Here is a 24,406-nt window from a genome sequence, read left to right as displayed (position 1 = left end):
TACCTTTCATACCCCCTCAAAGGAAGGTATTACTGTAAACTGATCACATAGCGAATTTTACTACAGAATGACAAAGATTCGCTTTACGCTCAGTACAGACATTATGACTATGATGTAGCATCATCTCTGATCGAATTAGTTGTGTCTGTGCACGGTCGGCAACTCGCAGCGCCCAGATATTCACATTCAGTTCGTAACTGCCGATACAACCTGAGGTAGGCTTCATCTTGCTTCTATGTCTCATCCACACCGGTATTTATGGCGTTCGGCAACGTACATCGATCTGTGTGCTGTAGAGATGGCTTATATCTTTATATCGCTGAATGGTAGGGTGAGTTTAGTATACATTTACTCATTATGAAGGTAATAGGGCCTGTCGTTTACGTTCAGTTCTGAAACAGGCGACATGTTAGGACATGTCGCCTGTTGTGTTAAGCCAATACGCCAATCTGCCAGGGAACGAACTCATTTTTAGCCTAATCCAAGTGCTTCACTTTTAATCTTTTCTCCGGAAGCGACTGCGTTAATTTTCTCAAAAAAGGCTTCTCCCATCTGGCGCAATGTAGCGTCTCCGTCAATGACGACACCACAGTTGAGATTCATATCTTCTTTCATGCGCTGATGGTAGTGAAGGCAAATTAGTTATTTTTTATTTGTAAGTAGTGTTTCGCGCCGTTTACCATATGCGGGGTGATTGCCGTCACCAGGTAGTGTGCGCCCCAGCTTATCGCTTCTGCCGCGCGTTCCGGTGTACCGACATAAGTCCCTGCGATGTTGCCACTGGCGGCGATTTTGCGGATACAGCGTTCAATGGTGTCCAGTACATCACGATGGTTCAAATCGTGTCCGTAACCCATTGATACGGCTAAGTCTCCAGGGCCGACGAAATAAACGTCAGCCAGTCCTGCAGCCAGAATGTCATCGAGGTTATCTACCGCCTCCACAGTTTCAATATGTACAGACAGTATCCGCGACGCGTTGGCTTCGGTCAGATAACGCGCTTTATCTGTGCACATACCATAATTTGCCGCTCGTGGCAGGAAGGCGACTCCGCGATCGCCTTGCGGCGGAAACAGTGTTGGCCGACTGGCGAGGTGAGCGTCTTCTACGGTATTGATCAGCGGTACCTGCACCCCGTCAGCACCAAAATCCAGCGCTTTTCGCGTGTATTCGGCACGGTTGTACGGAACCCGTACCAGACAAGGCACCTGCTGGCTGTGCGAGGCGCGTACCATATCTTCTACCGTCTCTGGATTCATATTGCCGTGCTCATTATCGATAAGCACAAAATCGAATCCCATCGCGGCGGTAAATTCAGTGAGCGCCGCAGAGGGGAAGGTGACAAAACAACCGTGTAATGGCCCCTCGCGGAGCCGTTGTTTGAAATCAGGGAAACGCATCATTAACTCCTTGCCTGCACTTCGATGCCGGAAAGCTGCTCAAAGACTTTGATAATGTTTGAATGGTCTTCGTTTCCTGTACCCTGTGCCATGCACGTTTTATACAACTCACGCACCAGGCTGGCGATCGGCATCGGGGAGTCGATACCCTGGCTGAGTTCCATCGCCAGATTGAGATCTTTGTACTGTAAGCGGGTCATGAAACCTGGGTCGAAGTTGCGTTCCAGAATCAGGTTCCCACGGATATCCAGCGCGCCACAGCGTGCGTAGCCCGCTGAGAGCACTTCCACAATTTTTGCTGGATTCACTCCCGCTTTGGCGCCCATGACGAGCGCTTCACCAAGTGCTGCCATGGTAGCCGCGGCCAGCACCTGATTGCAGGATTTCACTACCTGGCCGGCACCATTACTACCAACATGCGTTACCCGCCCACCTAACACCTCAAGGATGGGTTTGCAGCGGGCAAAAACGTCCGCTTCGCCGCCGACCATAATCGACAGTGTCCCACTCTTTGCCCCTTTGTCGCCGCCGCTCACCGGGGCATCCAGCATATTTGCGCCCAGTGCTTTGATCTTTTGCGCAAAGTTACGGGTGGCCAGGGACGATATGGTGCTCATATCGATAACCACTTTGCCTTCCCGCAGCGCAGAGGCGAGGCCGTTTTCCCCAAACAGCACGTCTTCAACCTGTGGTGTATTGGGTACCATGGTGATGGTAATATCTGCCGCTTCCGCCACGGCACGCGCCGAGGTCTGACCGACGGCGCCATCGCGGACAATTTCTTCCACGTCCTGTGGCACAATACTGTAGGTATGGACAGTGTAGCCTGCTTTCAACAGGTTGCGCACCATCGGTTTGCCCATAATGCCCAGACCAATAAAGCCTAAAACTGGTTTCATGTGTTTCACCTTAATAAGTTTGGTATTCAATAATGCTGCGCAGTTCCGCGACATTGATGTCCGCGAACGCACAATTTTCGCGACGGCTCAGCCAGGCAGCTGTTCCGGCGGCGAACCCCGTCAAAAAACACTGTGCGGTCACACGGGCAGAGGCCAGTGCTTCATGTTCGGCACACAGCGTACGACCCGCCGTAATCAGGTTCGACACACTGTCCGGCACTAATGTGTCGTAGGGAATGTCGTACCAGTCATTGTCGAGATAGAACATAAAGATGCCGTCCTGCCCGTGTGCTTCAATACACCAGGCACTGCTGGCGACTTTGCGGTCACTCTTGCGGGCCTGAAAAACGTCTTCGTTGGTCAGGCGATAGCGCCCTTCGATCGTCCGGCTCTGGCGGATGCCAATTTGTGCCGCGACATCGTTGAGGCAGGCTTTTTCGAAACCTGGAACCCATGCACGCAGAAAACGTTCATATTCACGTACCTGTTTGCGTCCTTGCTGCTCGGCAAAGGTCAGATCTTCCGCGCAGGTCGCGTCAATGGGTCTACCGTCGTCGCGTAATATGCTGGTGACGTTGCACATGACTTCGCCGGGACGAGGGGAGGGCAGGAGATAAATATGTTTGCGTGGCAGGTAGAAGCCCTGGGCCTGCGCGGCTTCCACCCATGTTTCTAGTTGAGCCACAGGATGGCCAATACCGCGTGCGATATCGACATTGCCCATGCGGAACACCATCGTGGGGTACTGCACCATCCCGTTACGTCCGCAGGTATAAGGCACCCCGGCTTTTACACACAGATCGCCGTCACCGGTGGCATCAATAAAACGACGCGCGGTAATCAACTGCCGGCCGTTTTTATTTTCAATAATCACACCGCGCAGCTGATTGCCTTCCATCACCACGTCGGTGGCGAGGGTGTGAAACAACACCTTAGCGCCGCTGTCAGCCAGCAGATCGTCGGCGATCTCTTTCCATGTGTGTGGTTCATGAACCACCAGACAGGTCTCACCGAACGGGAAGGGATCGCTGACGGCGCCGCGATGCTTCAGATGCTGGTAAAACTCACCGGCAAAGCCGTGCACTAACTGCTCATGAGGACCTTTACCCGAGGTAAATAGCCCGCAAATTGCCCCGGACATGCCTGCGGTCGCCATACCACCACAAAAACCATAGCGCTCGATCAGTAGTGTCTTTTCCCCAGCGCGTGCAGCAGCGGTTGCGGCTGCAACACCGGTTGGACCACCACCCACAATCAGAACATCAACGTCGTATGTGACGGGGAGTTCATTGGCGGTTTCGTGCCAGATTTGCATGAGTGCCTCCTCGTGCTGAGGGTGAAGGCTCACCCCCATCCTGTGATGATTAATCGATGTTTTTCGCGTGGATGCGACGTTTACCCAGCACCGCGCCCTGTGCAATCGGCTGCACCAGTTGCGCATATTGCGACAGGTAAGTGCCGCTACCGCCGCCGAGAGGCAGAGGTTTGGGTTGCCACTGCGCCAGCCGGGTGTCGATCACCTCCTGCGGCACATCCATATTGATACTGAGATCGACGAAGTTGATGTGTACGATCTCTCCCTGTTCGATCACCGCCAGTGGCCCGCCAGCAGCGGCTTCTGGCATCAGTTGGCCGACGATAATGCCGCGGTTCAGACCGGAGAGTTCGCCATCGGTGATTACCGCGACATGTTCCGCGATCCCTGCGCCGTTCAGTGCCGCCACGAAACTACAGGCGAATACCGTGCCGGGGCCGCCTGCCGGGCCCATGTTGCGCAGGACAATCACATCGCCTCTCTGGATCTTGCCTTCGCCCAACGCCTCAATGGCTTCGTCTTCGCCTTCGTAGATATTGGCTGGGCCGGTAAACTGCTCCAGTTCCCCCGGCACAGCAGAAAGTTTGACGATGGCGCCATCCGGGGCGAGATTGCCGCGCAGGATCGCCACGCCAGGGCGCTGGCTGACCGGGTTATCCAGGCTGCGGATCACTTCATGGTTTTTCACCACTGCGTCTTTAATGTTCTCACCAACGGTTTTTTGCGTGACAGTCAGCGCATCCAGATTGAGGAAATTGCGCAGCTGGTTCATCACCGCGGTGGTACCCCCCGCTGCTTCCAGATCTTCTGTACGGAACGGACCGTTAGGGCGAACAGATGTCAGTAACTTGATGTTTTTACCGTATTTTTCATACAGTTTGACGACATCGATCGGCAGTTCGGCTTCGGTGGCGATTGCTGAGAGATGACGAACGGTGTTCACCGAACCACCGACGGCCAGCACTGTCATGACCGCGTTCTGGATAGCCTTTTCTGTGAGGATATCGCGCGGCAGAACCTGTTGTTGGGTCAGTTCAACAATGCGTTTCCCGGCGGCCTGCGCGTACTCTTTCACTTTGCGACCGTTGGCCCAGATCGGCGAGTTGCCAGGTAGCGTCATGCCTAATGCTTCAGCCACGATGTGCATGGAGTTGGCAGTACCCAGACCGGCGCACACGCCTGGCGACTGGATCGCGACATCGGTCATGTCGGTCAGATCTTTTTCGCTGATTGTTCCGGTTGCCAGGGCACCCACCTGCTCGTAAACGTCATCAATATCGAAGAACTGGTCGTCGAATTTTTCGTTCGAGCACTTGCCACCCACCTGGTATCCGCAGGTCAGCAGCAGGGACGGCACATTCAATCGTGCAGCTGACATCAGGTGTGCCGGTGTCGTTTTGTCGCAGGAGGAGAGACAGATCATGCCGTCCAGTACTGCGCCTTCCATCATGCACTCCACTTCGTTAACCATCAGGTCACGGGTTGGCATCAGATACCGTGCTTTTTTTCCCGCACTGGTCACGAAGTCGCTGGGTGCGACAGTGCGCACTTCAAATGGTAATCCCCCTGCGTCACGAATCGCTTGCTCAACGATTCGGCAAAGTTCATCCAGATGGACATAACAGCAGGAGAGCTTGTTGGAGGTATTGATGATCGCGATCTTCGGTTTATGCATGTCTTCTTCGCGGATCCCCATACTGCGCCATTGCGCACGACGTACTGCCCAGCGGGTCGAGCCCGGCTTAAAATTGCTTCTGTACATCATGAATTCCTTTATCGGGTTGTGGTTATATGAACCGGAATATCCTCTAATTGGGTTGGTTGTCCAACCAATTTTTAAGTGAAATGCAATAAAGGTCACAAATATGGAGGTTTTTTAGCCTTTTCGATCCTTGCGAAGGGAAAGGTAGGGCACTGAACGGCTAATAATGATATAGTGGTCCATCCAATTTTTACGCCACAGTGATTGAGTACGACGTAGTGCAGAGAAAGCAACTGCCCACAAGTGCGATATGTCGTTGGGAAGAGGTAACGGTATGCCGGACAAGAATAAATTCACGATGATCCCCATTAAGCGCACGGATGTTTTTCAGACGATCATCCAACACATCACTAATTTCCTCGACAGCAAACAGATCAAACCGGGTGAGCGCCTGCCATCCGAGCGCGAGCTCGCCAGTATGCTCAATGTCAGCCGTACCTCGGTGCGTCAGGCGCTGAAGGTACTCGAATCGTCCGGACGTATTGAGACGCGCGTGGGCAGCGGAACCTTCCTGGCGGAACCACCGGCGGTGTCGCTGAGCGATACCCATAGCCTTGAAAGGTTAATCGAAGGTGGGGTGACAAAAGAGTTCTTGCGTAATCTGATTGTGGCACGGACGTCGATTGAGCGAGCCATCTTTGAAGACTACGCCTGGCGCGCTAATAAGTCGGGAATTAACCAGCTACGGGAATTGATCGAGCTTAACCGGGAAAAATTCTCGTGCCAGGATTGCGATGATGATGACAGCGCGCTGGATCTGAGTTTTGAGAAAAAAGTGGCCCGGTTGGGCGGCAATCCGATCCTGATCAACATGCAGGAGCAACTGCACCATTTATGGGTGCTGGCATGGCGGCAGTATGGTTTCACACCGGAGCAGACTGAGGTGCTGCATGAAGAGCACTTAGCGATTTTGGACGCGCTGGCGGCGAAGAACTCAGCGCGCGTTGCCGATCTTATCGTCCAGCATGTGGATAAAGAGATCGACTGATTGCGCACAAAGCCCGGTGATACCGGGCTGCATGAGTTAAACCGGTAAGGACTGACGAAAAAACAGGAGGCCTTCCTCAATGGATGACTGTGTGATTTTATGCCCAGCCTGTGGATCGATGATGCAGGTTAGCGAATCACTGTTGATAGCCTTCCGGAGACGTTCAGTGTACTGCACGTCGACAATCGTGTCTTGCTCACCGTGCCAGAGAAAAAGGGGTCGTTGAGCCAGAATAGCTTCTTTTCCTGCGACGTCGTAAGGGGCCAATCCGCACAGGCAATTTGCAGTCATGTTGCCAGAAGGAGGATGAATCGCAGGGATGGCGTCGGTAAAATAACCGCTTGCCATGTAGGCGGCTCCGGCCTGAATAACCGGATAACGTGCCATTGCCCCCAGCACCGCAAATCCCCCCATTGATGTACCCAGCAAGCCGAGTCGAGAAATATCGCCCAGATTATCCTGCTGACACGCTGCGATTAATACGGGAAGTTCATCCAGGGTGTGTTGCAGGATCTGCCAGAAAGAGGCGGCGCGAAGCGTTGCATCATCCTTGACCCCATGCAGCGCCGCCTGTGGACAAACCACGCTGTAACCTGCCTTCGCGAGCATATAACCCAGATTGGCATCTAACTCGCGCGAGGCCATAAAGCGATGAAACAGTACGATGAGCGGTCTGCGGCTGGCATTACCGTCTGCTGGACGAAACCAGAGCGCAGGCGTGTTGGCAATCAGACGGTCAGAAATAACAATGTCCATTTTTATCCTTTCGCAATCAGATGGCGTTCCAGTACGTCGATATCAGGGGTAAAGCCCAGACCCGGCGCTTGTGGCAGTTCCATCACCGGTTCGAAATGCATAAACGGATGCAGGATTTGTTCAAACATCAACCATGGTACTTCCAGTGGAACGGGTTTTGGCAACACGCTTAGGAGATGGGCGCTCGCAAGGAGCCCCGGACCATAATAAAAACAGTGTGGCAGCAGGCTAACGTTCTCATGCGCGCGTGCGTGTTTAATAATGTCCAGTACGGCGGAGATACCGCCAATTTTGGCGACACTGGGCTGAAGTACATCTACTGCATCAAGCGCCATACTTAACGCAAACTCTTCGCTGTTGTTAAAGTTTTCTCCTGCGGCAACGCGTGCGCCCGTCATCTGACGCAGGTAACGGAGCTGGCTTATGTTTTCTGGTGGAAATGTTGGTTCTTCAACAAAGTTGATACCTGCAGCATGGAGTTGGGGGAGAATCTCTTCTGCCTGTTGCGCGTTCCATGCGCAGTTGGTGTCAACCATCAGAGTGACCTCATCCGGCAGCGCCTGGGCAACCTCCACAATAGCCTGCGGATCTCGTTCGTGCAGTTTAATATGCCGATAACCCTTTTTAGTTAAGGGATTAATACACTCCATGAGTTTAGCGACATTTCCGTCGAAACTGGCGAGGCTGGGATACAACTCAACCTGGGAGCGCGTGCCGCCGAGCAATTTCCATAGCGGCAGATTCTCTGCTTTGCCACGCAGATCCCACAGGGCGATATCCAGTGCGGAAAGTGCATACATCATGGCACCGCCACGACCATAGCTGTGAAAGGCATAGTGTGCTTTCTGCATCAACGCCTCGATGTCGTCGCACTTTTCACCTGTAAAGAATGGAGCGAGTAATCCGCTTAACAGCGCCATACTGGCGGGATTACAGGCGTGACCAAATGCTTCTCCCCAACCGGTAAGTCCGCTATCGGTTTCGACCCTCACTAACAACGCATCCAGGGTGGGGTTTAGCGACCGCGCGGCATTAAAGAGACCTTGTTTATCGGTGGTGCGCGTCATTGTTGGCGTATAAGGCAGACGGACCAGAAAGCAATCTATGTTCGTAATACGCATAAAGTGTCCTTAATGATGAGAGAGCGCAAACTGCACACCCAGAGAAGCAGGATGCTGAGGCGTGCTGACAAGGGGACGATCGATCGCCGCCGTTTCCAGACAGACAAAGTGTTGCCAGCCGTCATCCGGTATGTCGCTTATCTGTGCAGCCCGTTGCTGCCAGGGATTCCACACCACTACGTTGCTGTTATTGACATGGGTGAGCGTCAGGGTTCTGTCCGGCGTGATGAGTACCGTCTGCGGTTGCGCATGTGAACAGATCGCGCCAAATTCGCCATTCAGGGAGAGCGGCGATGGCAGATTCTGTCGCGGTTTCCCTGCAACGGTGTCGTAGCCTTTCGTTCCCACTCCGTGAATACGCGTAGCACGAATATCTGACGTCGCGAGATAGCTATGCAGGGCGGCGGTGGAGCTGTAATTACCGTGAGCGGTTAGCAGCAATTCGCAGATCTCTGCCGTGAAATTCAGCGTCAACTCCAGTTGAAAAGCGTGGTTCCACCACTGGCGAGTTTGCGGTGTCTCACAAAGGCGCAATGTCAGAGAAAGGGAAGTTCTGGCGCTGTTGAGCGCTATTAACTGCCACGGGAGAATGCGGGCAAAACCGTGAAACGGCTCACCACCGAGATCGGTGAACCACGGCCAGCAAACGGGCACACCGCCACGAAGGGGGACTCCGGCTTTAAACGGCGTGTTATCGCTTAACCACAGTACAGAATTTGTTTGCCGCAACGGCCTCCAGGCGAGCAGATGCGCCCCCTGTAAGGCTACGGCGGCGTCGCAGTAAGGTGTCTGAATCACCAGAATATCCAGTTCATCCATTTTCCGCCGGGTAATCCCGGGGCTGAGCGTCTCCAGCACCGGTAGAGCGAATAGCTGTTGAATTACGTTCATTGTCAGACATCCGTCCGTGTAGTGACATTTTGCTGGTGTAACAGATCGTCGTTCATCGCATAGCGCGCCAGCGCGGGACGATCGAACGTGATGCCATGTCCTGGTCTTTCGCCCGGACGAATAGTGCCGTTTACGACCTGACAGGATTGAGAAATTATTCCCATCTCGCTCAGACTCGCCCCCTTTAACCCCTCGAAGAGCTGGATGTTGGGCAAGCCACAGCCCAGATGCGCCATCAGTTCCATACCGAAATGCGGGATCACGGGTATGTTGTGGCTTTCAGCTAATTTCGCGATTTTCACAAACTCGGTAATTCCCCCCACCCGATAAACATCCGGCTGAATGTAGTCACATGCCTCCTGGCTGATCCAGTGAGCGAACTGGTATTTGGTGTACAGGCTTTCACCAACGGCAACTGGAACAAGGCATTTCTGGCGCAGCAGGCGGTGACCGTGGATGTCGTCGCTGAGCAGCGGCTCTTCCAGCCAGTACAGTCCGACCTGCTTCAGTATTGCCATCCGACGAGCGGCATCACCCGAGGACCACTTCTTGTTGGCATCTACGGCGATGTTAATCGAAGGTCCCACAAAGTTACGTACTGCCAACAGGCGAACCAGATCGTCCTCAACATCCTCGCTGCCGATTTTCATTTTGACCGTGCGATAGCCCGCGCTGAGGAAACCTTCCATTTGTGCAAGCAAGGCATCGAGTGAGAGATGCAGGTTCACGCCGCTGCCGTAACCCGGTAAGGTATCCCGATAGCCACCGAGCAGTCGGTATAGCGGCTGATTCAACTGCTGACCAATGAGATCCCACAGCGCGATATCTACGGCTGCGATTGCGTGGGTCGTCACGCCCGCCGAGCCGATATCGTGGCTTTCAAGCCACATGCGGCTCCACAGGCGCTCGACATTCAGCGGATCTTCTCCCATCACTTTAGCGGCAAGATAATGGTCAATCAGGTTTTTAAACGCGCTGCCGCCGTTGCCAGTACTGAACGTCCAGCCGGTACCGGTATGTCCGGTATCCGTTTTTAACCACACCACCACAAATTCCAGACTGGAGAACGCGTAGTTTGACGACCCCCAGTTCTCAGTGAGCGGGACGCGGTACAGCCCGGATTCGAAATCGATAATTTTCACCCGGTCCTCCTTTTGTGCTATGCGAGGGATTTATGTCCGTCATGCCGGGCTGCTTTTTTCACAAACAGCGCCACCACAGTTGCTCCCAGTACGCCGAGGCAACCGGCGAGGATAAAAGCAGCGGCGTAAGAGCCTGAGCCGACAATAAAGCCGGTCACGGTGGGCGCGACGATGCCAGAGATATTAGCCAGACCGTGCATCAGTCCGCCCGCGCTCCCGACGTACTCTTTCGGCGCGGCGTCCTGAATCAACGTCCAGTAGGCGGGGGCGGCAATTTGCATGAAGCCAAAGGCGACAGTCATCAACGCAACAGCTCCCATCGCAGTTTGCGTCTGACTGATCAGCCCCACGCAGACGGAGCAGATGCCGAAACAGGTCACCAGTACCACTTTGCGGGAGAAGAGCTGTTTGCCGGTTTTACGGTAGATGAAGTCGATAATGAAGCCACCGGAAACGTAGCCGAGCGTCCCGGCAACCCACGGCAGCACACCGACCAGACTCATGTCTTTCAGGCTGATCCCAGTGGTATCGACGAGGAATGTCGGGAACCAGTTCATGAAGAAAAACAGCACGTAGTTGAAGCAGAACAGCGACAGCGCGGTGGCGAGAATAGACGGCTGGAGGATCGCACTCCACATTGAAGGGGCTGGGGCACCGGGCTCCGCGTCTGGAATGAGCACGTCCTCATCGCCTTCAATCAATTGGGCTTCATCAGCAGATACCCGTTTGTTATCCCGGGGCCTGTCGGTGGCAATCAGGGCCCAGATAATGGCCCAGGTAATGCCGATAAAGGCAATGATGATAAAGGAAATACGCCAGTTGAACGTGATACACAGAAAACCGACGATCGGACCGGAGATCGCACCGCCTAAAGGGCCTCCAGCCTGGTTAATGCCCACAGCGCGGGCACGTTCATTTAAAGGAAACCAGTTATTCACGACTTTGTTGGCCGTGGTAGAAATGGGACCTTCCCCGGCACCGAAAAAGGCACGGGCAATAAACATAGTCCAGAAGTTAAAACAGCCTGCCGTCAGACCGCAAATAATTGACCAGATGGACATTGACCAGGTAAACACCCGCTTGGGGCCAAATTTATCAGCCAGCACGCCGCCAATAAAATTAAATAAGGCATAACCAATCGAGAAACTACCGAAAATAATGCCTTTTTCTTCAGGCGTCAGATGAAAGTCCTGAGTAATAAAGGGCATCGCGTAGGCTAATGCTGAACGGTCGAGATAATTGATGATCATCGCCAGCGTCAGCATGACGAGAATGACACGACGGAATTGCGTATTCATAGAGGTACCCTTCACTAATATGAGGTTAGTGGTAAAAATAATACATAATTATTCGTAAGAATTATTTTGTCGTTATTTTATTCTGTCATTCCCTGACAGGATCCAGATAGCGTATTTTTCGTGTGACATAAAAACCGCCATCGAGCGTTAACATAGCCCCGTTAAAACTGTGAATATCCGGATCGGTTAACAGTATACTGGTTTTGGCAATCTCTTCAGCATTAACATATTCCAATAGTGGAATACCATCGTCTTTATGCAGTTGCTTTAATTGCTCGACAAACGCTTTTTGTTGCGGATCTTCTTCACTAAAACCACGGAATATCGTATTGATTTTAATGCCATAAGGTACCAGCTCCTGAATACCAGAACGGCAGACGTTCATCAGGGCCAACTGGCTGGCAGCACCATAAGAGTAGTGCTCAGTAGGCACTAACGCCGCAATATGTGCGAGCGTGACAACACGTCCTTGCACACCTTGTTGTACCATTTTTTTACAGGCATTTTGTACCCACCATAATCCTCTTTCCAGATCGTCATTCATCGTTTCGGCAATGATATGTTCGTCATCGTCCAACATTGAACCCTGGCGTGGTGGTGGGGAAATGTAGATAAAGGCATTCAGTTTTTTTTCACCGATAGTCATCTCGTCAATAGCTATGGCCATTTTGTGATATTCAGTTTCCTGACTAAAATAAACGCTCCATCCCTGTTGGGAATAATATTTTTCCAGCGTGGATAACAGGTTGGGTTCAGTCTGACCGCCGGTAATCAGAATGGTATTTTTGTTTTCCATTTCTATTCTCCTGATTAAATGCAGCGGATATGCTGGCCGCCATCAATTTTAATAAAATCACCCGTTACGACGGCACCGTGGTTTCCTGCCAGATAGACTGCGGCGGCGCCTAGCTCTTCAATGGTTGCGGGCTGGCCAATAGGAATTGTTGCCAGCAACTTCTTCCGTCCTTCATCGGTTGCCAGTTCGGGCTTCGGATCGTTGATATTAGTATCGACAAACCCGGGCCAGAGTTGGTTTACGGTAATACCATAGCGTGCCAGTTCGAAGGCCATTGACTGACTCATCTGATCAATTGCAGCTTTGGTCGCAGCATAAACGCCCATCAACGCCATTGGGCGGCGAGCATGTCCAGAAGCAACATTGATGATGCGACCACGAATACCTTTTTTCACCATCATGCGTGCAGCGTGGCGTGCACAATCATAGGTACCTTTGATGTTGATGTTTACCGCATGGTCAAAGGCGGGTTTAGTGATATCAAGGAAGGGTTCCCAGACGCAAACACCGGCATTGTTCACCAAAATATCCAGACGCCCGAAGTGAGCGTCGACGTCCTTAAACATCTGGCGGACCTGCTCTGGATGAGAAATATCGGCTTTAACCAGCAGCGCGCGCCTGCCAAGCCCTCGAATGATGTTGGCAACCTGTTCGGCTTCCTTTGGGTTGATAACGTAGTTGATGACAATATCTGCACCCGCCTCAGCAAGGGCGCAGGCAATGCCTTTACCTATTCCTTTCATGTTTCCCGCACCGGTCACCAGTGCGACCTGGTTTTGTAGACTCACGACCTTCTCCTTTTAAGTGTGCAACACGCGACGGCAATGTGTAGAGCCGCAGTAGCATCCTGTGTTGACGATATCTCAATCACTTAATCAACAACTGATATATTAGTTGGTTATTAGATTTGCACTTTGCAGAAAAAACATCCATCATCTGTTGGGTTAATTACGATGGAGATCACAAATTTTGTCGTAACTGTCTAATTAACAGAGAATTTCTAATTTTCATTTTTGTTGCGTTAGAGGGATAATGCCCACAACTCAGCAGGGAGAACGTCATGAATCCGCCCGTCAATAAAATGAACCAGGCCTATGAAGCCATTGAAAGCATGATTATTTTTCAGGATCTTGCGCCAGGTTCGATGGTGTCCGAAGCGCAGCTTATGGAGCTGACGGGCTTTGGGCGTAGCCCGGTGAGGGAAGCGTTACAGCGTCTGGCAAATGACCGGCTGGTGGAGATTTATCCGTATAAAGGCGTTTTTATCCCTGCCATTTCTGTTGAGGTACAGCTCAAAGTGTTGGAACTGCGCCGCTGCGTGGGAGAGTTCGCCGTGCGTCTGGCAACCCGGCGCGGTACGCATCAGCAGAAGAAGGAAATGCTGCAACTGGCGGAATCATTTGAGGCGATTCACGATATTTCACATATGCGTCAGTTTGGCGCATTACTCAAGCAAGCCTATGCGTTGATTGGCCTGGCAGCAGAGAATGAATACCTGCAGCCGTGTCTTTCGCCACTACAGGGGCTTTCCAGCCGCTTCTGGTTTGCTCAGCTTAGCGCCAGCAATCAGCATGAGCTGGTGAAAGCATCACAACTGAACGCTGTAATGCTGCGCAATATCTGTCATGGCGATGAAGAACTCGCCGCCAGCGCCTCGAAAAACGTCAACGATTACTTCACCGAGTTTACTTATAAAGTGCTGGCCCGTTGATGTGCTTTTATTAAATGCGTCGACAGGATGCGGAAACGGATGTGCCACTGGTGTAGTTGGCACTATCCGTAAACATTTGGAGTGCCCCCGAGCCCGTAGACAAATCTGTCCTAATGTTGGACTGACCTTGAGTGTGCCCTTGTGTTTCACCGCCATCCAATTACATTGATATTTAGACTGGCGTCGCTATAGATCGGGAGCGTCTAGTTAGGGCGGGTTAATCTACTATCAAACGAATGACTGAGTCAGAGTTCTCTGAATTCAAAACGTCGTGACGCCGATACGGGGTTGCCGTAACGACAGCGCCTGAGCAGTCTTCTACCTATCTCAGACCGCGGCCGATGAATCAGCTCATACGCCCCGTTGCTATCTCGTGTGACAAGCACGTGTATGTGGCAGGAGCCGCAGCGCAACGGCCTGGCGTGCAGATAAGAAAGCTCATCAACCGCCACCCACTCACCATCGGCAGTAATCACATGTGCTGTTGGTCGGAATTTTATAGCCATTTTACCGGCCTCCTGACACACGAGGGAGTGAACGCAGGTCACCCAGACTATCAACAGGACTGGTATAATTCTCTCGCCAGGCGGTTTCTTCGATGCTGTAGATACCGGTGTTACAGCCCGCACAGTGCTTCTCTCCCGCATAGTGATGCCCACACCAGACGCAATACCAGGCCTCCACAGGCGCAGAGGCATCCAGAGGAAAGAAGGTGAATATAAACCTTGTGTGCCAGTCTCCCGGCAATGTGGCAAAGTCGTCCCGATACTTGCACTGCCTCAGTACATCATTCCCCACTGACCGTTGGTCGTGTTCAAACCAGGCGCGAATGCCAGGGTTATCAGAATGCAGTACCAAACGACATCCGCAGGACGGGCATGTCCAGCTTTCTTCAGGCTGGCTGGCCGCGCTTCTGCTGCCTGTGTGCTCACCTCTGGTATTCAGAGCCCAATAGCATGGCATCAGGAGCATATGACCTCCTCATCTCCGTAAGCGTGATATTCACTGGCGTATTGATCTGCATGACTGACCACCGGCTTCGCATTGGGTACGTAACGACGTAGCTCGCGTATCAACTGAATTTCATCAGCCGCAGGGTGAACGTAAGGGCAACCTTGCGTGCCTCGCTCAGTGAGTGCAGCATCGGTATGCGCAAACCACGGGCGCTCAGCGTCAACGTGCAGCACCAGAATACTGCCGCAGTGTTGGCAGGTGTATTGTTCGTCAGGAGAGCGTAGTGCGGTTCTGGCACCGGTCAGGCGACCAGCGTTATTGAGGGCAAGAAATGATTTTGGGTACATAGTAATAGTCCTCTCCGTCATATGACACACAGGCATAGACCGTCCCGGTATGGGCACCGTCATGCTGGTATCAGGCGGGGTATAGATTTAAGTGTATGAGTGGGTGATGCTGAGGGGGATGACTCAGTTAGCTGCGGCGGCTATAACTTGACCATACTGTAGCAGAACGGACACATGCGCTCCCCGCAGTATTGTCGATGGCACTGCAGACAAATCCAGCGTACCGGAGCCTGCCATGTCCTGCGGTTATGTTTCTTCGTCGTGCGTGTTCAGCCCCGTGACTCTGCAATGCGTTGCTGTAACCAGGCTTCCACTTCGCTCTGTAGCCAGCGGGAGCTTCGTCCGAGTTTGATAGGCTTAGGGAATATCCCATCCTGAATAAGCTTGTAGAACCATTTGTCGGTTAAGCCGGTAAGCTGAGTGATAAAGGCCATATCGACTAACTTATCGCTGAGAATACTGGTTGGGGTGGTCATCGTTTTTCTCCGTCAGAGGTAAGGGAGAAGACGTTCGTGTGATGAGATACCGAACGTTCTTCAAACAATGACTCACTGCCGTAATTTTTGAACGGGAGCCTGGCTGGCGTTTCGCCGTCTGCCAGCGGCTGGTGCAGCAGGAATCTCACTCAACTGGTAAATAACCCCCCGGTTTTTCTGGGCCTGTTTACTGAGGTAGCTCAGAATGTACTGCATTCCCTTACGCCCCCTGGTATCGTCATGGGCCGTCACCCGTTCACCCCTCACGCGATAATGCTCCTCGGGTTTGCAGCGATACGCATGCCCCTCATCCCAGGTTACATACTTCCAGGTATTACTTAGCGCTTCAAAGACCGTCCACGCCTGACGATGCTTCTGGCCATTCAGGTAAAACGCAGCGTGAATGTGATAACTATGCTGTCCGGTATGCTCCAGAACCCATGCGTAACCCACCAGCCCTTTGATGTCCTGGCTTTGCTGTAGCAGTAGCGTCATGTCCGCTACTGCGGCGTGAATGTCTCCCTCACGATGTGAGTCACTGTTCAGTCGGTAGGAGAAGTCCACCCGTAACATCAGCAGCTTTGAGTAACGCTCAAATAACTGGTTCTGGTGATGATGCAATTTACGTTGCAGGGGACGGTGCTGAGCATGATTAAAGTTGATGTCGGTAATGTCGTGATAAGCCATGTCTGAATCTCCATGTGGGTGATATCGTCATGGGAATAGATACTGGCGTTAGTTTTGAAACGAGGATGGGGATCGTGAAGCAGTTGAGATTGTTTTCTGGGGGAGAGATGGAAGGGGGACGTTATGAAAGTGCTTCTCTATAAAATATCATTTTATTCCTTAATCCAACGTTTGCCGTTCTGGTGTGATCCCCCATCCAGACGCTACAGACATCGTTGTTTCAGGGCTCAGTGCAGGCATAACCGTCCTGCGGTTAAGTCACTTAATATGTGGGTTTTTCACACAGCCGATGCCATTGCCTAAGGCATTGACTCATAATGATTTAGCTATAACATGTATGTCAATTTACATAACTTGTATGTTTTCAAAATGAACAGTTACTACTCCTCTCGCCGGGCGAAAAACATTGAAAAATCCTTTAAGGAATTATTCCGGAATCTCTCTGCCGGAGGCGCGGTCAGAGCCCTGAAATTCTCGTTTGTGATCACCCAATCCAACAGGGGGAGCACGTATTCAGAAGACAGCGCCAGAGAGCATGCCAGGAAGACTCATCTGGCACTGAAGCATTTTCTGAATCACATGCGGGTGCTTAAATACGGGAAGTGCGTCGCTGGATATTCATGGCTGATATGTAACGAAAAACGGGTAAATCGCCCCTACATTTACGCACTGTTTTACATTCCTGGGGATGCCAGTGCCAGCGATATCGCGAAATGTTTGAGTGAGTTATGGGTCCGTTCGGTTGCAAAGGCGGCTCGTGAGGGAGGCTGGAGTGATTATCCGGTAGTCATTAATTACAATACCGAGCTGGGCAATATTCAGTACTGCAGGGGAAAGCATCCCCGTCTGGCCTGTTGTGAAAAGGTACAGGAAGGCTCATTCATCAATGAGGATTTATGTGGCGGAATATCTGCCTTTCGGTACAACACCGATAATCCCGACGAGTTTCTTCTCTATCTGGGGACACTCCAGCGTAGAGTGAGGTCGATCCCCGGAGTCAGAGCATGGGGAGGTTCAGCGCTGAAACGTAAACATTAAAAAAATCTCAGATATATATTATCTCATTGAGTAACAGCGCATATCGTTCATCAGGCCATCCTCTGGGATGGCCTGTTTCATTTCTGAGGAGTGTTCAATGAAACAGCCTTCCGGATATCAGATTATCCGTCGCCATTTACGTCGCTATCCCCGGGTATTACGTCACACCCTGATGAAGGAACTGAGTCAGTTAATTACTTACGAACCCGTCATTGGCATTATGGGTAAAACAGGTGTCGGTAAGAGCAGCCTCTGCAACGCCCTGTTCCGCAGTGAAATCTGTGCCGTTAATGCCGTGGAAGCCTGTACCCGTGAACCACAGCGCGTACGTCTGCGATTTGGGCAACATTATCTCACGCTGGTGGATCTGCCTGGTGTGGGCGAGAGTCAGAGCCGGGATAAAGAATACCGCGAGCTCTATCAGGAACAACTCCCGAAACTGGATATGGTGCTGTGGGTGCTAAAAGCGGATGACCGGGCCTTCTCTGTGGAAGAGCAATTTTATCAGGCAATCCTGGCGCAGTGCGGCAGCACCATGCCGTCGGTGCTCTGGATACTCAATCAGGTGGATAAAGTGGAGCCTTCCGAACGATGGAACTGGCACTCAGCCACGCCATCGTCCACTCAGCTTGAGAATATCAAACGTAAACAGCAGGCTGTTGCCAGCCAGTTGGGTATACAGAATGACGTAATTATTCCTGTATCCGTAAAAGGGCGCTATCACCTGGCTCGTATCGTGGAGCAAATGATAAACCGCCTCCCAAAGCAGGCACGCAGCCCGCTGCTGCCCCATCTGCATCAGTCATATCACTCCGCGCCCGTCCGGGAAACCGCCCACAGCGGCTTTAGTGACGCCGTCGTCGATACACTTGACCGCGTTATTGACAATGCACCACTGCCACTGATTGCCCGTAAGACTCTGCAGGCAGTTACGCATACCGTCGCTCATATTGCCCGCAGCGTGTGGTCCTTCTTCTTCGATTAGTTTTTCACGTCCAACGATAAATATTTTTGTTTATTCATGATCGATTTCGTCGATCGTTCCGATCGGTTTTATTCATTATCCCTTCATTCAATCGGGTTATAAACTTGAGCTGAAATGCTGCTATCTGATTGAAATAAAACAGATATGGATACACACATCCAAACATTATAAGGAGATGACATGCCACTGGTTTTGTTATGGATTTTTCTGGCCGTCGTGCTGGGCTTTCTGGCTAAGGGGGCCGGAAGGTCGTTCTGGGGATGGTTTATTCTCGCGATGATTATCGACCCGATTCTTGCCGGGTTGCTCTTCTTTCTCATCGTCAGAGACTGAGGGGCTCTATGGCATTCCCACACCGACTGGCACGGAAAATCTTCCGCTGCTTCATCATCAACGTTCTGCTCACGATATTCATCGTGTTCGCCATGATTTTCCTCGTCGATACCTTTGGCGTGTAAGGAGTTTATATGAAAAAAATTATCGTACTTTCCGCATTACTGATGTCATCAGCCGCTTTCGGCTTCGGCAGTACTGAGAAGTGGACTTCAGGCTGGGGACAAGGGGTATCAGAATTTATCGTTCTGGGTAAGGGGCAGTCCTCGCTTTATCTGTCCTGTGAGGATACCGCTTCCCGCGCTGCCACCGTGATATTCACCGATATTCATGGCAATCAGGTTAGCAGCGATACGGAAAAACGGCTGGAAGTGAAAATCGACAATAACGAAAAAGTGGAGATGGGAGACAGTGAATCACATGTTGGTTCAGACAATTTTGGCTTTGGCTGGAACCAACTGCGTAAAGGCAAAAAAGTGATTGTTTCAGGGGATGGTGTGAAGGCTGCTGTCTTTACGTTGCAGGGTGCCTCTGGAGTCATTCCTGAATTCGGGACGGATGGCTGCATTTCTGGATTTGCTGCTCCATAAGCCCCGCATTATCAACAAATTTATCCTCCTGAATAAATCCCCCGAATAATAAGGAAATCAATTATGACCGACATCACCACGCTCGGAGCTCGTCTTAACACGAAAACGCTGAATTTTGTCTTACTGTCCTTCGTCACCTTCGGTATCTATCCACTGATGTGGCTCTACCGTAAACAAAGCATCATTATCGACACCACGAAAGTCTCGTTTTCCTCTGACCTTTACGTGCTGTGGATAGCCATCTGCTACGGTATTTCGCGCCAACTCAGTTTGATGGGCACAACCGACCCGGGAATGTATGGTTATGACTCGACTATGGACGCTATTGCCATGCTCGGCGGCGTATTGTCCATTGCCAGCGGTGTGATGTACATCATTTGGGCCTTTAAAGCACGCTCGGCTCTTCAGAGCTACGTACTGAACACCTTTAAGTTCGAACTGAAGATGAATGTGTTCTATGTCATTATCTTCAATGTCTTTTATATCACCTGGTGCATTAATGCGATGCCGGAGGCTTTTGCTAAACACAAAATTATCCAGGGTGGCTTAACCGCTGCGCCTGCTGAAGCCACTTTACCGGCGGAGAATAACCCAACCAATACAGAGTCGAAGTAACCGCGCGGTAACTTTCGCTGTCATTAAAGAATCCTGCGATTCCCTGATACACCCCTCTGAAGCCCTGCTCATACGAGCAGGGCTTTTTCGTTTATGTCATCCATAAAGGTAATCCCATGAAATTAGCCAGCCGCTTTGGTCGCGTTAATCTGATCCGCCGCGACCGCCCCTTAACCCATGATGAACTGATGCAGCATACCCCCAGCGTGTTCGGTGAAGAGAAACATGCTTCCCGCAGTGAGCGGTATGCTTATATCCCCACCATCACACTGCTGGAGAGTCTGCAGCGTGAAGGTTTTCAGCCGTTCTTTGCCTGCCAGACTCGCGTCCTTGACCCGAGTCGCCGGGAGCACACCAAACACATGCTGCGCTTACGCCGTGCAGGGCAAATTACTGGTCAGCAGGTCCCGGAAATTATTCTGCTCAACTCGCATGACGGCTCCAGCAGTTATCAGATGCTGCCGGGGCTGTTTCGCAGCGTCTGCTGTAACGGCCTGGTCTGCGGGACGTCATTGGGTGAAGTGCGGGTGCCCCATAAAGGAGATGTGGTGGAGAAAGTCATTGAAGGTGCTTATGAAGTGCTCGGGGTATTTGACCGGGTGGAGGAGAAGCGAGATGCCATGCAGTCTCTGTTGCTGCCCCCTCCGGCGCAGCAGGCGCTGGCGAAAGCAGCCCTGACGTACCGTTTTGGTGAAGAGCATCAGCCCGTCACCGAATCTCAGGTGCTGAGTGCCCGCCGCTGGCAGGATGAACAGAATGACCTGTGGAGTGTCTTCAACCGCCTGCAGGAAAATCTGAGTAAAGGAGGTCTGTCCGGTCATTCAGCACAGGGGAAACGTAGTCGGACGAGAGCAGTAAACGGTATCGACGGCGACATCAAGCTTAACCGCGCATTATGGGTAATGGCAGAAGAACTACAGCAGGTGATGAGCTGAAGTGGACTACATTTGGTCTTCTGCCTGGATGAGGTAACCTGCCAATAATCCATCTTTCTGTCCCCCCTAAGCCTGCCTCTCAACCGTAAGGCCCTGTTCAACGGGCCCTCAATGATTATCTTTCATAAGGAATATCCCATGAGTAACACCACCAGTCTGCACACGCCCGTCAGTACTGACAATACGGTTCCCATTACCGCTACTTTGCTGCCTGATGCACAGCGACTTCATTTCTGGCCGCAGCACTTTGGCGGTATCCCGCAGTGGATACTGCTGGAGCCCCGTATCTTCGGCTGGATGGACCGGCTTTGTGAAAATTACAGCGGCGGCATCTGGCGTTTTTACACACTCAGCAATGGTGGGGCTTTTATGGCCCCCGAGCCGGATGATGAGAACGATGAACAGTGGACACTGTTCAATACCATGAATGGCAACCGCGGCGCAATGAGCTCCATGGCGGCCGGTATCGCGGCCTGTCTGCTGGAATACAGCTATCATGCCTGCCGAACGGAATGTGATGCCATGACGGCCCACTATTACCGGTTGCGTGGCTACGCACTAAGCCACCCCGAATGCAGCGCCATCATGCACCTCATCGACTGAAGGGGATGACCATGAAACAGCAACTACCGCTGTTTGCCTGTGAATTACCCGCCTCTGTACAGCGAACCATCCAGGAAGCGCTGACTCTACTGGAGCGACAGTTACGTGAACCCGGTGCGGCATTTACCTCCAGCCATACCGTCCGCGACTGGCTACGGCTGCAGCTTGCCCCAATGGATCGCGAGGCATTCACAGTCCTGTGGCTGGACAATCAGCACCGGCTTATTGCCGATGACATGCTGTTCCTCGGAACCATCAACAGCATAAGTGTGCATCCACGCGAAGTGGTGAAGGCAGGTCTGAAACATAACGCTGCAGCGGCCGTACTCGCACACAATCATCCGTCTGGACATTCAGAACCCAGCGGTGCCGACAGAAGAATCACAGAACGTCTTAAGCAGGCATTGGATCTGGTAGATATCCGCCTGCTGGACCACCTGGTGGTTGGTGGAATGGATATCGTCTCATTTGCCGAGCGGGGATGGCTGTAATTTCAGAGGAAAGCAACAGCATGAAAATTATCAGCAAACGTCAGGCGATGGCGATATACCGACAACCACCTGGATCACGGCTGTTTCGCTTCTGTACAGGCAAATATAAATGGTCTGGCAGTATCTGCCATTATGCTGGTCGGGAGGTGCAGGATATCAGCGGTGTACTGGCCGTGTTTGCTGAACGTCGTCAGGACCGCAATGGTCCCTATGTCATTCTTCGAAGCGTCACTCTCAATTAATCCTTCACTTTAATCAGGAACAATAATGAACTATCACTCAGAATCCGGTGCCATACCGGAGAATCCCCCCTGCCAGCATTGGGGGCTAAAGAGTACGATCACACCCTGTTTTGGAGCTCGGCTGGTGCAAGAAGGCGACCGCCTGCATTTTCTTGCTGATCGGGCCGGATTTAACGGTGCTTTCTGCGACGATGACGCGCTATACCTGGATCAGGCCTTTCCGTTGATACTCAAGCAACTGGAGCTGATGCTTACCAGCGGAGAACTTTCCCCCCAGCATCAGCACTGCGTCACGCTATATCACAATGGGCTTACTTGCGAAGCCGACACCCTTGGCAGTTGCGGCTACGTATACATCGCTGTTTATCCCACTCAACGTTAATTACTTTCACGAGAGAAAAAATGAAATTTCTACCTACAACAAATATGCGGGCGGCGAAGCCATGCCTGTCGCCCGTGAATATCTGGCAAATGCTACTTAGTCGTCTGCTGGAACAGCATTATGGCCTGACACTAAACGATACACCTTTCTGTGATGAAACCGTCATACAGGAACATATCGATGCCGGTATCACTCGCGCTAATGCCATTAACTTTCTAGTGGAAAAGTACGAACTGGTTCGTATCGATCGCAGAGGGTTTAGCTGGCAAGAACAAACGCCATATCTCACGATTATTGATATCATGAGGGCCCGTCGCGATCTGGGTTTAATGAATCGTAATTAGTCTGATGCTAACGGTATCGCTGCTTTCGAGTATGCCTGCCATTTGCTATCATCTCGCTTCCTGCTGATTTATCGACAAAGGTAATTACTTGAATTCAAAGCCTCTGTGCTTTGGGGGTATCTTTGGGGGTATAAGTTAAGATATAACTTGAAAATTCTATATTTTTCAAGTTATTGGTTGTCTTGTTCTAATCCCTTCGCCCGCTCCATGACTCACTTCTTTTAACGTCTACTCAAATCTATACATTCATGTGTATAGTAATGCGTATAGTTCGTGCTCTACACTTTGGAACTATACACAATGCCCCTCATAGACCTTGAAATCAGGTAACCCCAGGAATACCCTGAGTGAAAACTCATTGACTTCTGAATGAACTACTAAAGACCAGCTTAATAATGATGGTGATTGGTAACGATTAACCATCACAACATTAAGAATCTCAGTTAATGAACGTGCTTGTTCCAGCAGGTGAATTTCAAATCTTGTATTCCAGTGTCAATATTGCCATGTATCGTTAACCACTACTCAGGAGTGTTAATACATGGCAAGCAATCTTATCCGCTTACGAAAGGTGATGGAAAAAAACAGCCTTTAGCGAGGTGTGGATCTATCGCCTCATTTCTTAAAAGCGTTTACCGCGTCCTACGAAATTAGGTCCACGAGCGGTTGCATCAGCATCATTGCGGAAAGTATTTCATTGACGGCTGTTACGATGTTGTGAGCAAAAAATGCGCATTAATTTTGGATAAGTTACGACAAGGGTAAGATTTGGTGGTTTTTAACCACAAGCAATAAAAGGATTTTTTATGAATATGCAATACACCGATGAGCTGACTCCGGAAAATTTTGCAGAACTTGCTCAGTCTCCCTTTGCTGAAAAAAAACTGACAACCATGAGTGAGGAGGTGCGTGCGCTTATCGACGAACAGGAGGATTATGCGCGAAACCACCCGGTGACGGCGATTTACCGGATTGCAGTGGCTGGTTGCCTGACTCGTCTCGGTGGTACGGCAAAGGAATTCAGTTCAGACCCGAACGAGGGTTATAAAATCCATCTCGAGAATGGTGAGTGGGCCAGTGTGCTGACTGTGGGCAGCATTATCACTTATGCAGATGGCAGCACTGCAAGGATCGTGAGTGGCGCGGGCTTTCTCTATGAATCAGAGGGAAAAGGCGTGGCGCTGGTTGGCAGTATGCTGGATAACGGAGATGAAGTAATCAGTACTCCACAGAGTGGTAGTATGCTGACTGTCAGGGAAGGCATACCGTTGCTGGATGATTTTTTGGTTGTTCCCGGAGTGTAAT

The 24,406-nt window shown here is 51.4% G+C and carries 30 protein-coding genes and 1 pseudogene; 14 read left to right on the top strand and 17 right to left on the bottom strand.

From position 1 onward, the window contains the following. Positions 1–471 precede the first annotated feature (471 nt). From C3432_RS14610 to ilvD, 5 genes are read right to left on the bottom strand one after another with little or no spacing between them, the layout of a single operon-like run. Positions 472–615 carry a UxaA family hydrolase gene (locus C3432_RS14610; RefSeq protein ID WP_219816742.1) on the bottom strand — a complete coding sequence of 48 codons (144 nt, stop codon included), beginning with the start codon at positions 613–615 and terminating at the stop codon, positions 472–474. 23 nt (positions 616–638) lie between these two features. Next, positions 639–1,403: an HpcH/HpaI aldolase family protein gene (locus tag C3432_RS14605; protein ID WP_248381648.1), complete on the bottom strand. Its 765-nt coding sequence runs from the start codon at positions 1,401–1,403 to the stop codon at positions 639–641. Next, positions 1,403–2,299: an NAD(P)-dependent oxidoreductase gene (locus tag C3432_RS14600; protein WP_103777318.1), complete on the bottom strand. Its 897-nt coding sequence runs from the start codon at positions 2,297–2,299 to the stop codon at positions 1,403–1,405. Before C3432_RS14600 ends, C3432_RS14605 begins: the two co-directional genes overlap by 1 nt. Before the next feature lie 10 nt (positions 2,300–2,309). Further along, positions 2,310–3,614 (bottom strand): FAD-dependent oxidoreductase, encoded by a 1,305-nt coding sequence (locus C3432_RS14595; RefSeq protein WP_181012925.1) that lies wholly within the window; start codon positions 3,612–3,614, stop codon positions 2,310–2,312. A 49-nt stretch (positions 3,615–3,663) separates the two neighbouring features. Beyond that, positions 3,664–5,379 carry a dihydroxy-acid dehydratase gene (gene ilvD / locus C3432_RS14590; protein WP_248381650.1) on the bottom strand — a complete coding sequence of 572 codons (1,716 nt, stop codon included), beginning with the start codon at positions 5,377–5,379 and terminating at the stop codon, positions 3,664–3,666. Positions 5,380–5,626: 247 nt separating this feature from the next. On the opposite strand from ilvD, the gene C3432_RS14585 reads away from it, so the two are divergent. Then, on the top strand, positions 5,627–6,364 hold the full coding sequence (locus C3432_RS14585; protein WP_103777315.1) for a FadR/GntR family transcriptional regulator: 738 nt from the start codon (positions 5,627–5,629) through the stop codon (positions 6,362–6,364). A 36-nt stretch (positions 6,365–6,400) separates the two neighbouring features. On the opposite strand, the gene C3432_RS14580 is transcribed toward C3432_RS14585, so the two are convergent. The 7 genes from C3432_RS14580 to C3432_RS14550 form a co-directional block, all read right to left on the bottom strand. Next, positions 6,401–7,120 (bottom strand): serine aminopeptidase domain-containing protein, encoded by a 720-nt coding sequence (locus tag C3432_RS14580; protein WP_103777314.1) that lies wholly within the window; start codon positions 7,118–7,120, stop codon positions 6,401–6,403. 2 nt (positions 7,121–7,122) lie between these two features. Next, the gene (locus tag C3432_RS14575) at positions 7,123–8,241 is read right to left on the bottom strand and encodes a mandelate racemase/muconate lactonizing enzyme family protein (protein WP_103777313.1); all 1,119 of its coding nucleotides are present in this window, start codon (positions 8,239–8,241) and stop codon (positions 7,123–7,125) included. Positions 8,242–8,250: 9 nt separating this feature from the next. Continuing rightward, positions 8,251–9,132 (bottom strand): D-hexose-6-phosphate mutarotase, encoded by an 882-nt coding sequence (locus C3432_RS14570; RefSeq protein WP_103777312.1) that lies wholly within the window; start codon positions 9,130–9,132, stop codon positions 8,251–8,253. 2 nt (positions 9,133–9,134) lie between these two features. Beyond that, positions 9,135–10,274, bottom strand: coding sequence for a mandelate racemase/muconate lactonizing enzyme family protein (locus C3432_RS14565; protein WP_103777311.1), 1,140 nt, complete (start codon positions 10,272–10,274; stop codon positions 9,135–9,137). 17 nt (positions 10,275–10,291) lie between these two features. After that, a complete protein-coding gene (locus tag C3432_RS14560; protein ID WP_103777310.1) occupies positions 10,292–11,572 on the bottom strand; it encodes an MFS transporter in 1,281 nt (426 codons plus the stop codon). Positions 11,573–11,657: 85 nt separating this feature from the next. Next, entirely contained in the window at positions 11,658–12,368 is a 711-nt protein-coding gene (locus tag C3432_RS14555; RefSeq protein ID WP_103777309.1) for an SDR family oxidoreductase, read from the bottom strand. Between the two features lie 14 nt (positions 12,369–12,382). Further along, positions 12,383–13,156, bottom strand: a complete 774-nt coding sequence (locus tag C3432_RS14550) for an SDR family NAD(P)-dependent oxidoreductase (protein WP_103777308.1) — start codon at positions 13,154–13,156, stop codon at positions 12,383–12,385. A gap of 272 nt (positions 13,157–13,428) precedes the next feature. On the opposite strand from C3432_RS14550, the gene C3432_RS14545 reads away from it, so the two are divergent. Further along, a complete protein-coding gene (locus C3432_RS14545) occupies positions 13,429–14,079 on the top strand; it encodes a GntR family transcriptional regulator (protein WP_103777307.1) in 651 nt (216 codons plus the stop codon). A gap of 507 nt (positions 14,080–14,586) precedes the next feature. Here C3432_RS14545 and C3432_RS14540 read toward each other — a convergent pair. The 5 genes and pseudogenes from C3432_RS14540 to C3432_RS14525 form a co-directional block, all read right to left on the bottom strand. Further along, positions 14,587–15,042: a zinc-ribbon domain-containing protein gene (locus tag C3432_RS14540; protein ID WP_258041624.1), complete on the bottom strand. Its 456-nt coding sequence runs from the start codon at positions 15,040–15,042 to the stop codon at positions 14,587–14,589. Further along, entirely contained in the window at positions 15,042–15,380 is a 339-nt protein-coding gene (locus C3432_RS14535; RefSeq protein WP_103777305.1) for a DUF7828 domain-containing protein, read from the bottom strand. Before C3432_RS14535 ends, C3432_RS14540 begins: the two co-directional genes overlap by 1 nt. Positions 15,381–15,520: 140 nt before the next feature. Further along, positions 15,521–15,598, bottom strand: a pseudogene (locus C3432_RS28535) (putative zinc ribbon protein); the annotation flags it as partial. 51 nt (positions 15,599–15,649) lie between these two features. Beyond that, complete coding sequence (locus C3432_RS14530; protein ID WP_103766691.1) at positions 15,650–15,856, bottom strand: helix-turn-helix transcriptional regulator; 207 nt, start codon at positions 15,854–15,856, stop codon at positions 15,650–15,652. A 72-nt stretch (positions 15,857–15,928) separates the two neighbouring features. Next, positions 15,929–16,543, bottom strand: a complete 615-nt coding sequence (locus C3432_RS14525; protein ID WP_103777304.1) for an inovirus-type Gp2 protein — start codon at positions 16,541–16,543, stop codon at positions 15,929–15,931. Between the two features lie 369 nt (positions 16,544–16,912). Here C3432_RS14525 and C3432_RS14520 point away from each other — a divergent pair, with 369 nt between their 5' ends. The 12 genes from C3432_RS14520 to C3432_RS14470 all read left to right on the top strand — a co-directional run bounded on the left by C3432_RS14520 (position 16,913) and on the right by C3432_RS14470 (position 24,405). Continuing rightward, on the top strand, positions 16,913–17,581 hold the full coding sequence (locus C3432_RS14520; RefSeq protein WP_258041617.1) for a hypothetical protein: 669 nt from the start codon (positions 16,913–16,915) through the stop codon (positions 17,579–17,581). A 97-nt stretch (positions 17,582–17,678) separates the two neighbouring features. After that, positions 17,679–18,566, top strand: a complete 888-nt coding sequence (locus C3432_RS14515; protein WP_103777302.1) for a GTPase family protein — start codon at positions 17,679–17,681, stop codon at positions 18,564–18,566. A gap of 180 nt (positions 18,567–18,746) precedes the next feature. Continuing rightward, positions 18,747–18,899, top strand: coding sequence for a hypothetical protein (locus tag C3432_RS27685; RefSeq protein ID WP_167809833.1), 153 nt, complete (start codon positions 18,747–18,749; stop codon positions 18,897–18,899). A gap of 134 nt (positions 18,900–19,033) precedes the next feature. Then, on the top strand, positions 19,034–19,489 hold the full coding sequence (locus C3432_RS14510; protein ID WP_103777301.1) for a hypothetical protein: 456 nt from the start codon (positions 19,034–19,036) through the stop codon (positions 19,487–19,489). 63 nt (positions 19,490–19,552) lie between these two features. Next, positions 19,553–20,104 carry a DUF4234 domain-containing protein gene (locus tag C3432_RS14505; RefSeq protein WP_103777300.1) on the top strand — a complete coding sequence of 184 codons (552 nt, stop codon included), beginning with the start codon at positions 19,553–19,555 and terminating at the stop codon, positions 20,102–20,104. A 116-nt stretch (positions 20,105–20,220) separates the two neighbouring features. Beyond that, on the top strand, positions 20,221–21,039 hold the full coding sequence (locus tag C3432_RS14500) for a DUF932 domain-containing protein (RefSeq protein WP_103777299.1): 819 nt from the start codon (positions 20,221–20,223) through the stop codon (positions 21,037–21,039). Between the two features lie 138 nt (positions 21,040–21,177). After that, positions 21,178–21,642 (top strand): antirestriction protein, encoded by a 465-nt coding sequence (locus C3432_RS14495; RefSeq protein WP_103777298.1) that lies wholly within the window; start codon positions 21,178–21,180, stop codon positions 21,640–21,642. Between the two features lie 11 nt (positions 21,643–21,653). Continuing rightward, positions 21,654–22,133, top strand: a complete 480-nt coding sequence (gene radC, locus C3432_RS14490; protein ID WP_103777297.1) for a RadC family protein — start codon at positions 21,654–21,656, stop codon at positions 22,131–22,133. Between the two features lie 20 nt (positions 22,134–22,153). Then, positions 22,154–22,375 (top strand): DUF987 domain-containing protein, encoded by a 222-nt coding sequence (locus C3432_RS14485; RefSeq protein WP_103777872.1) that lies wholly within the window; start codon positions 22,154–22,156, stop codon positions 22,373–22,375. A gap of 25 nt (positions 22,376–22,400) precedes the next feature. Then, positions 22,401–22,757, top strand: a complete 357-nt coding sequence (locus tag C3432_RS14480) for a type IV toxin-antitoxin system YeeU family antitoxin (RefSeq protein WP_103777296.1) — start codon at positions 22,401–22,403, stop codon at positions 22,755–22,757. 20 nt (positions 22,758–22,777) lie between these two features. After that, the gene (locus C3432_RS14475; RefSeq protein WP_103777295.1) at positions 22,778–23,101 is read left to right on the top strand and encodes a TA system toxin CbtA family protein; all 324 of its coding nucleotides are present in this window, start codon (positions 22,778–22,780) and stop codon (positions 23,099–23,101) included. A gap of 806 nt (positions 23,102–23,907) precedes the next feature. Next, positions 23,908–24,405: a hypothetical protein gene (locus C3432_RS14470; RefSeq protein ID WP_181012924.1), complete on the top strand. Its 498-nt coding sequence runs from the start codon at positions 23,908–23,910 to the stop codon at positions 24,403–24,405. Position 24,406 lies beyond the last annotated feature (1 nt).

It is taken from the genome of Citrobacter amalonaticus, from assembly GCF_002918555.1.
GTDB classification, from domain to species: domain Bacteria; phylum Pseudomonadota; class Gammaproteobacteria; order Enterobacterales; family Enterobacteriaceae; genus Citrobacter_C; species Citrobacter_C amalonaticus_A.
The sequence above is the reverse complement of the archived record's forward strand: the minus strand, read 5'-3'. Positions and strand labels throughout refer to the sequence as shown.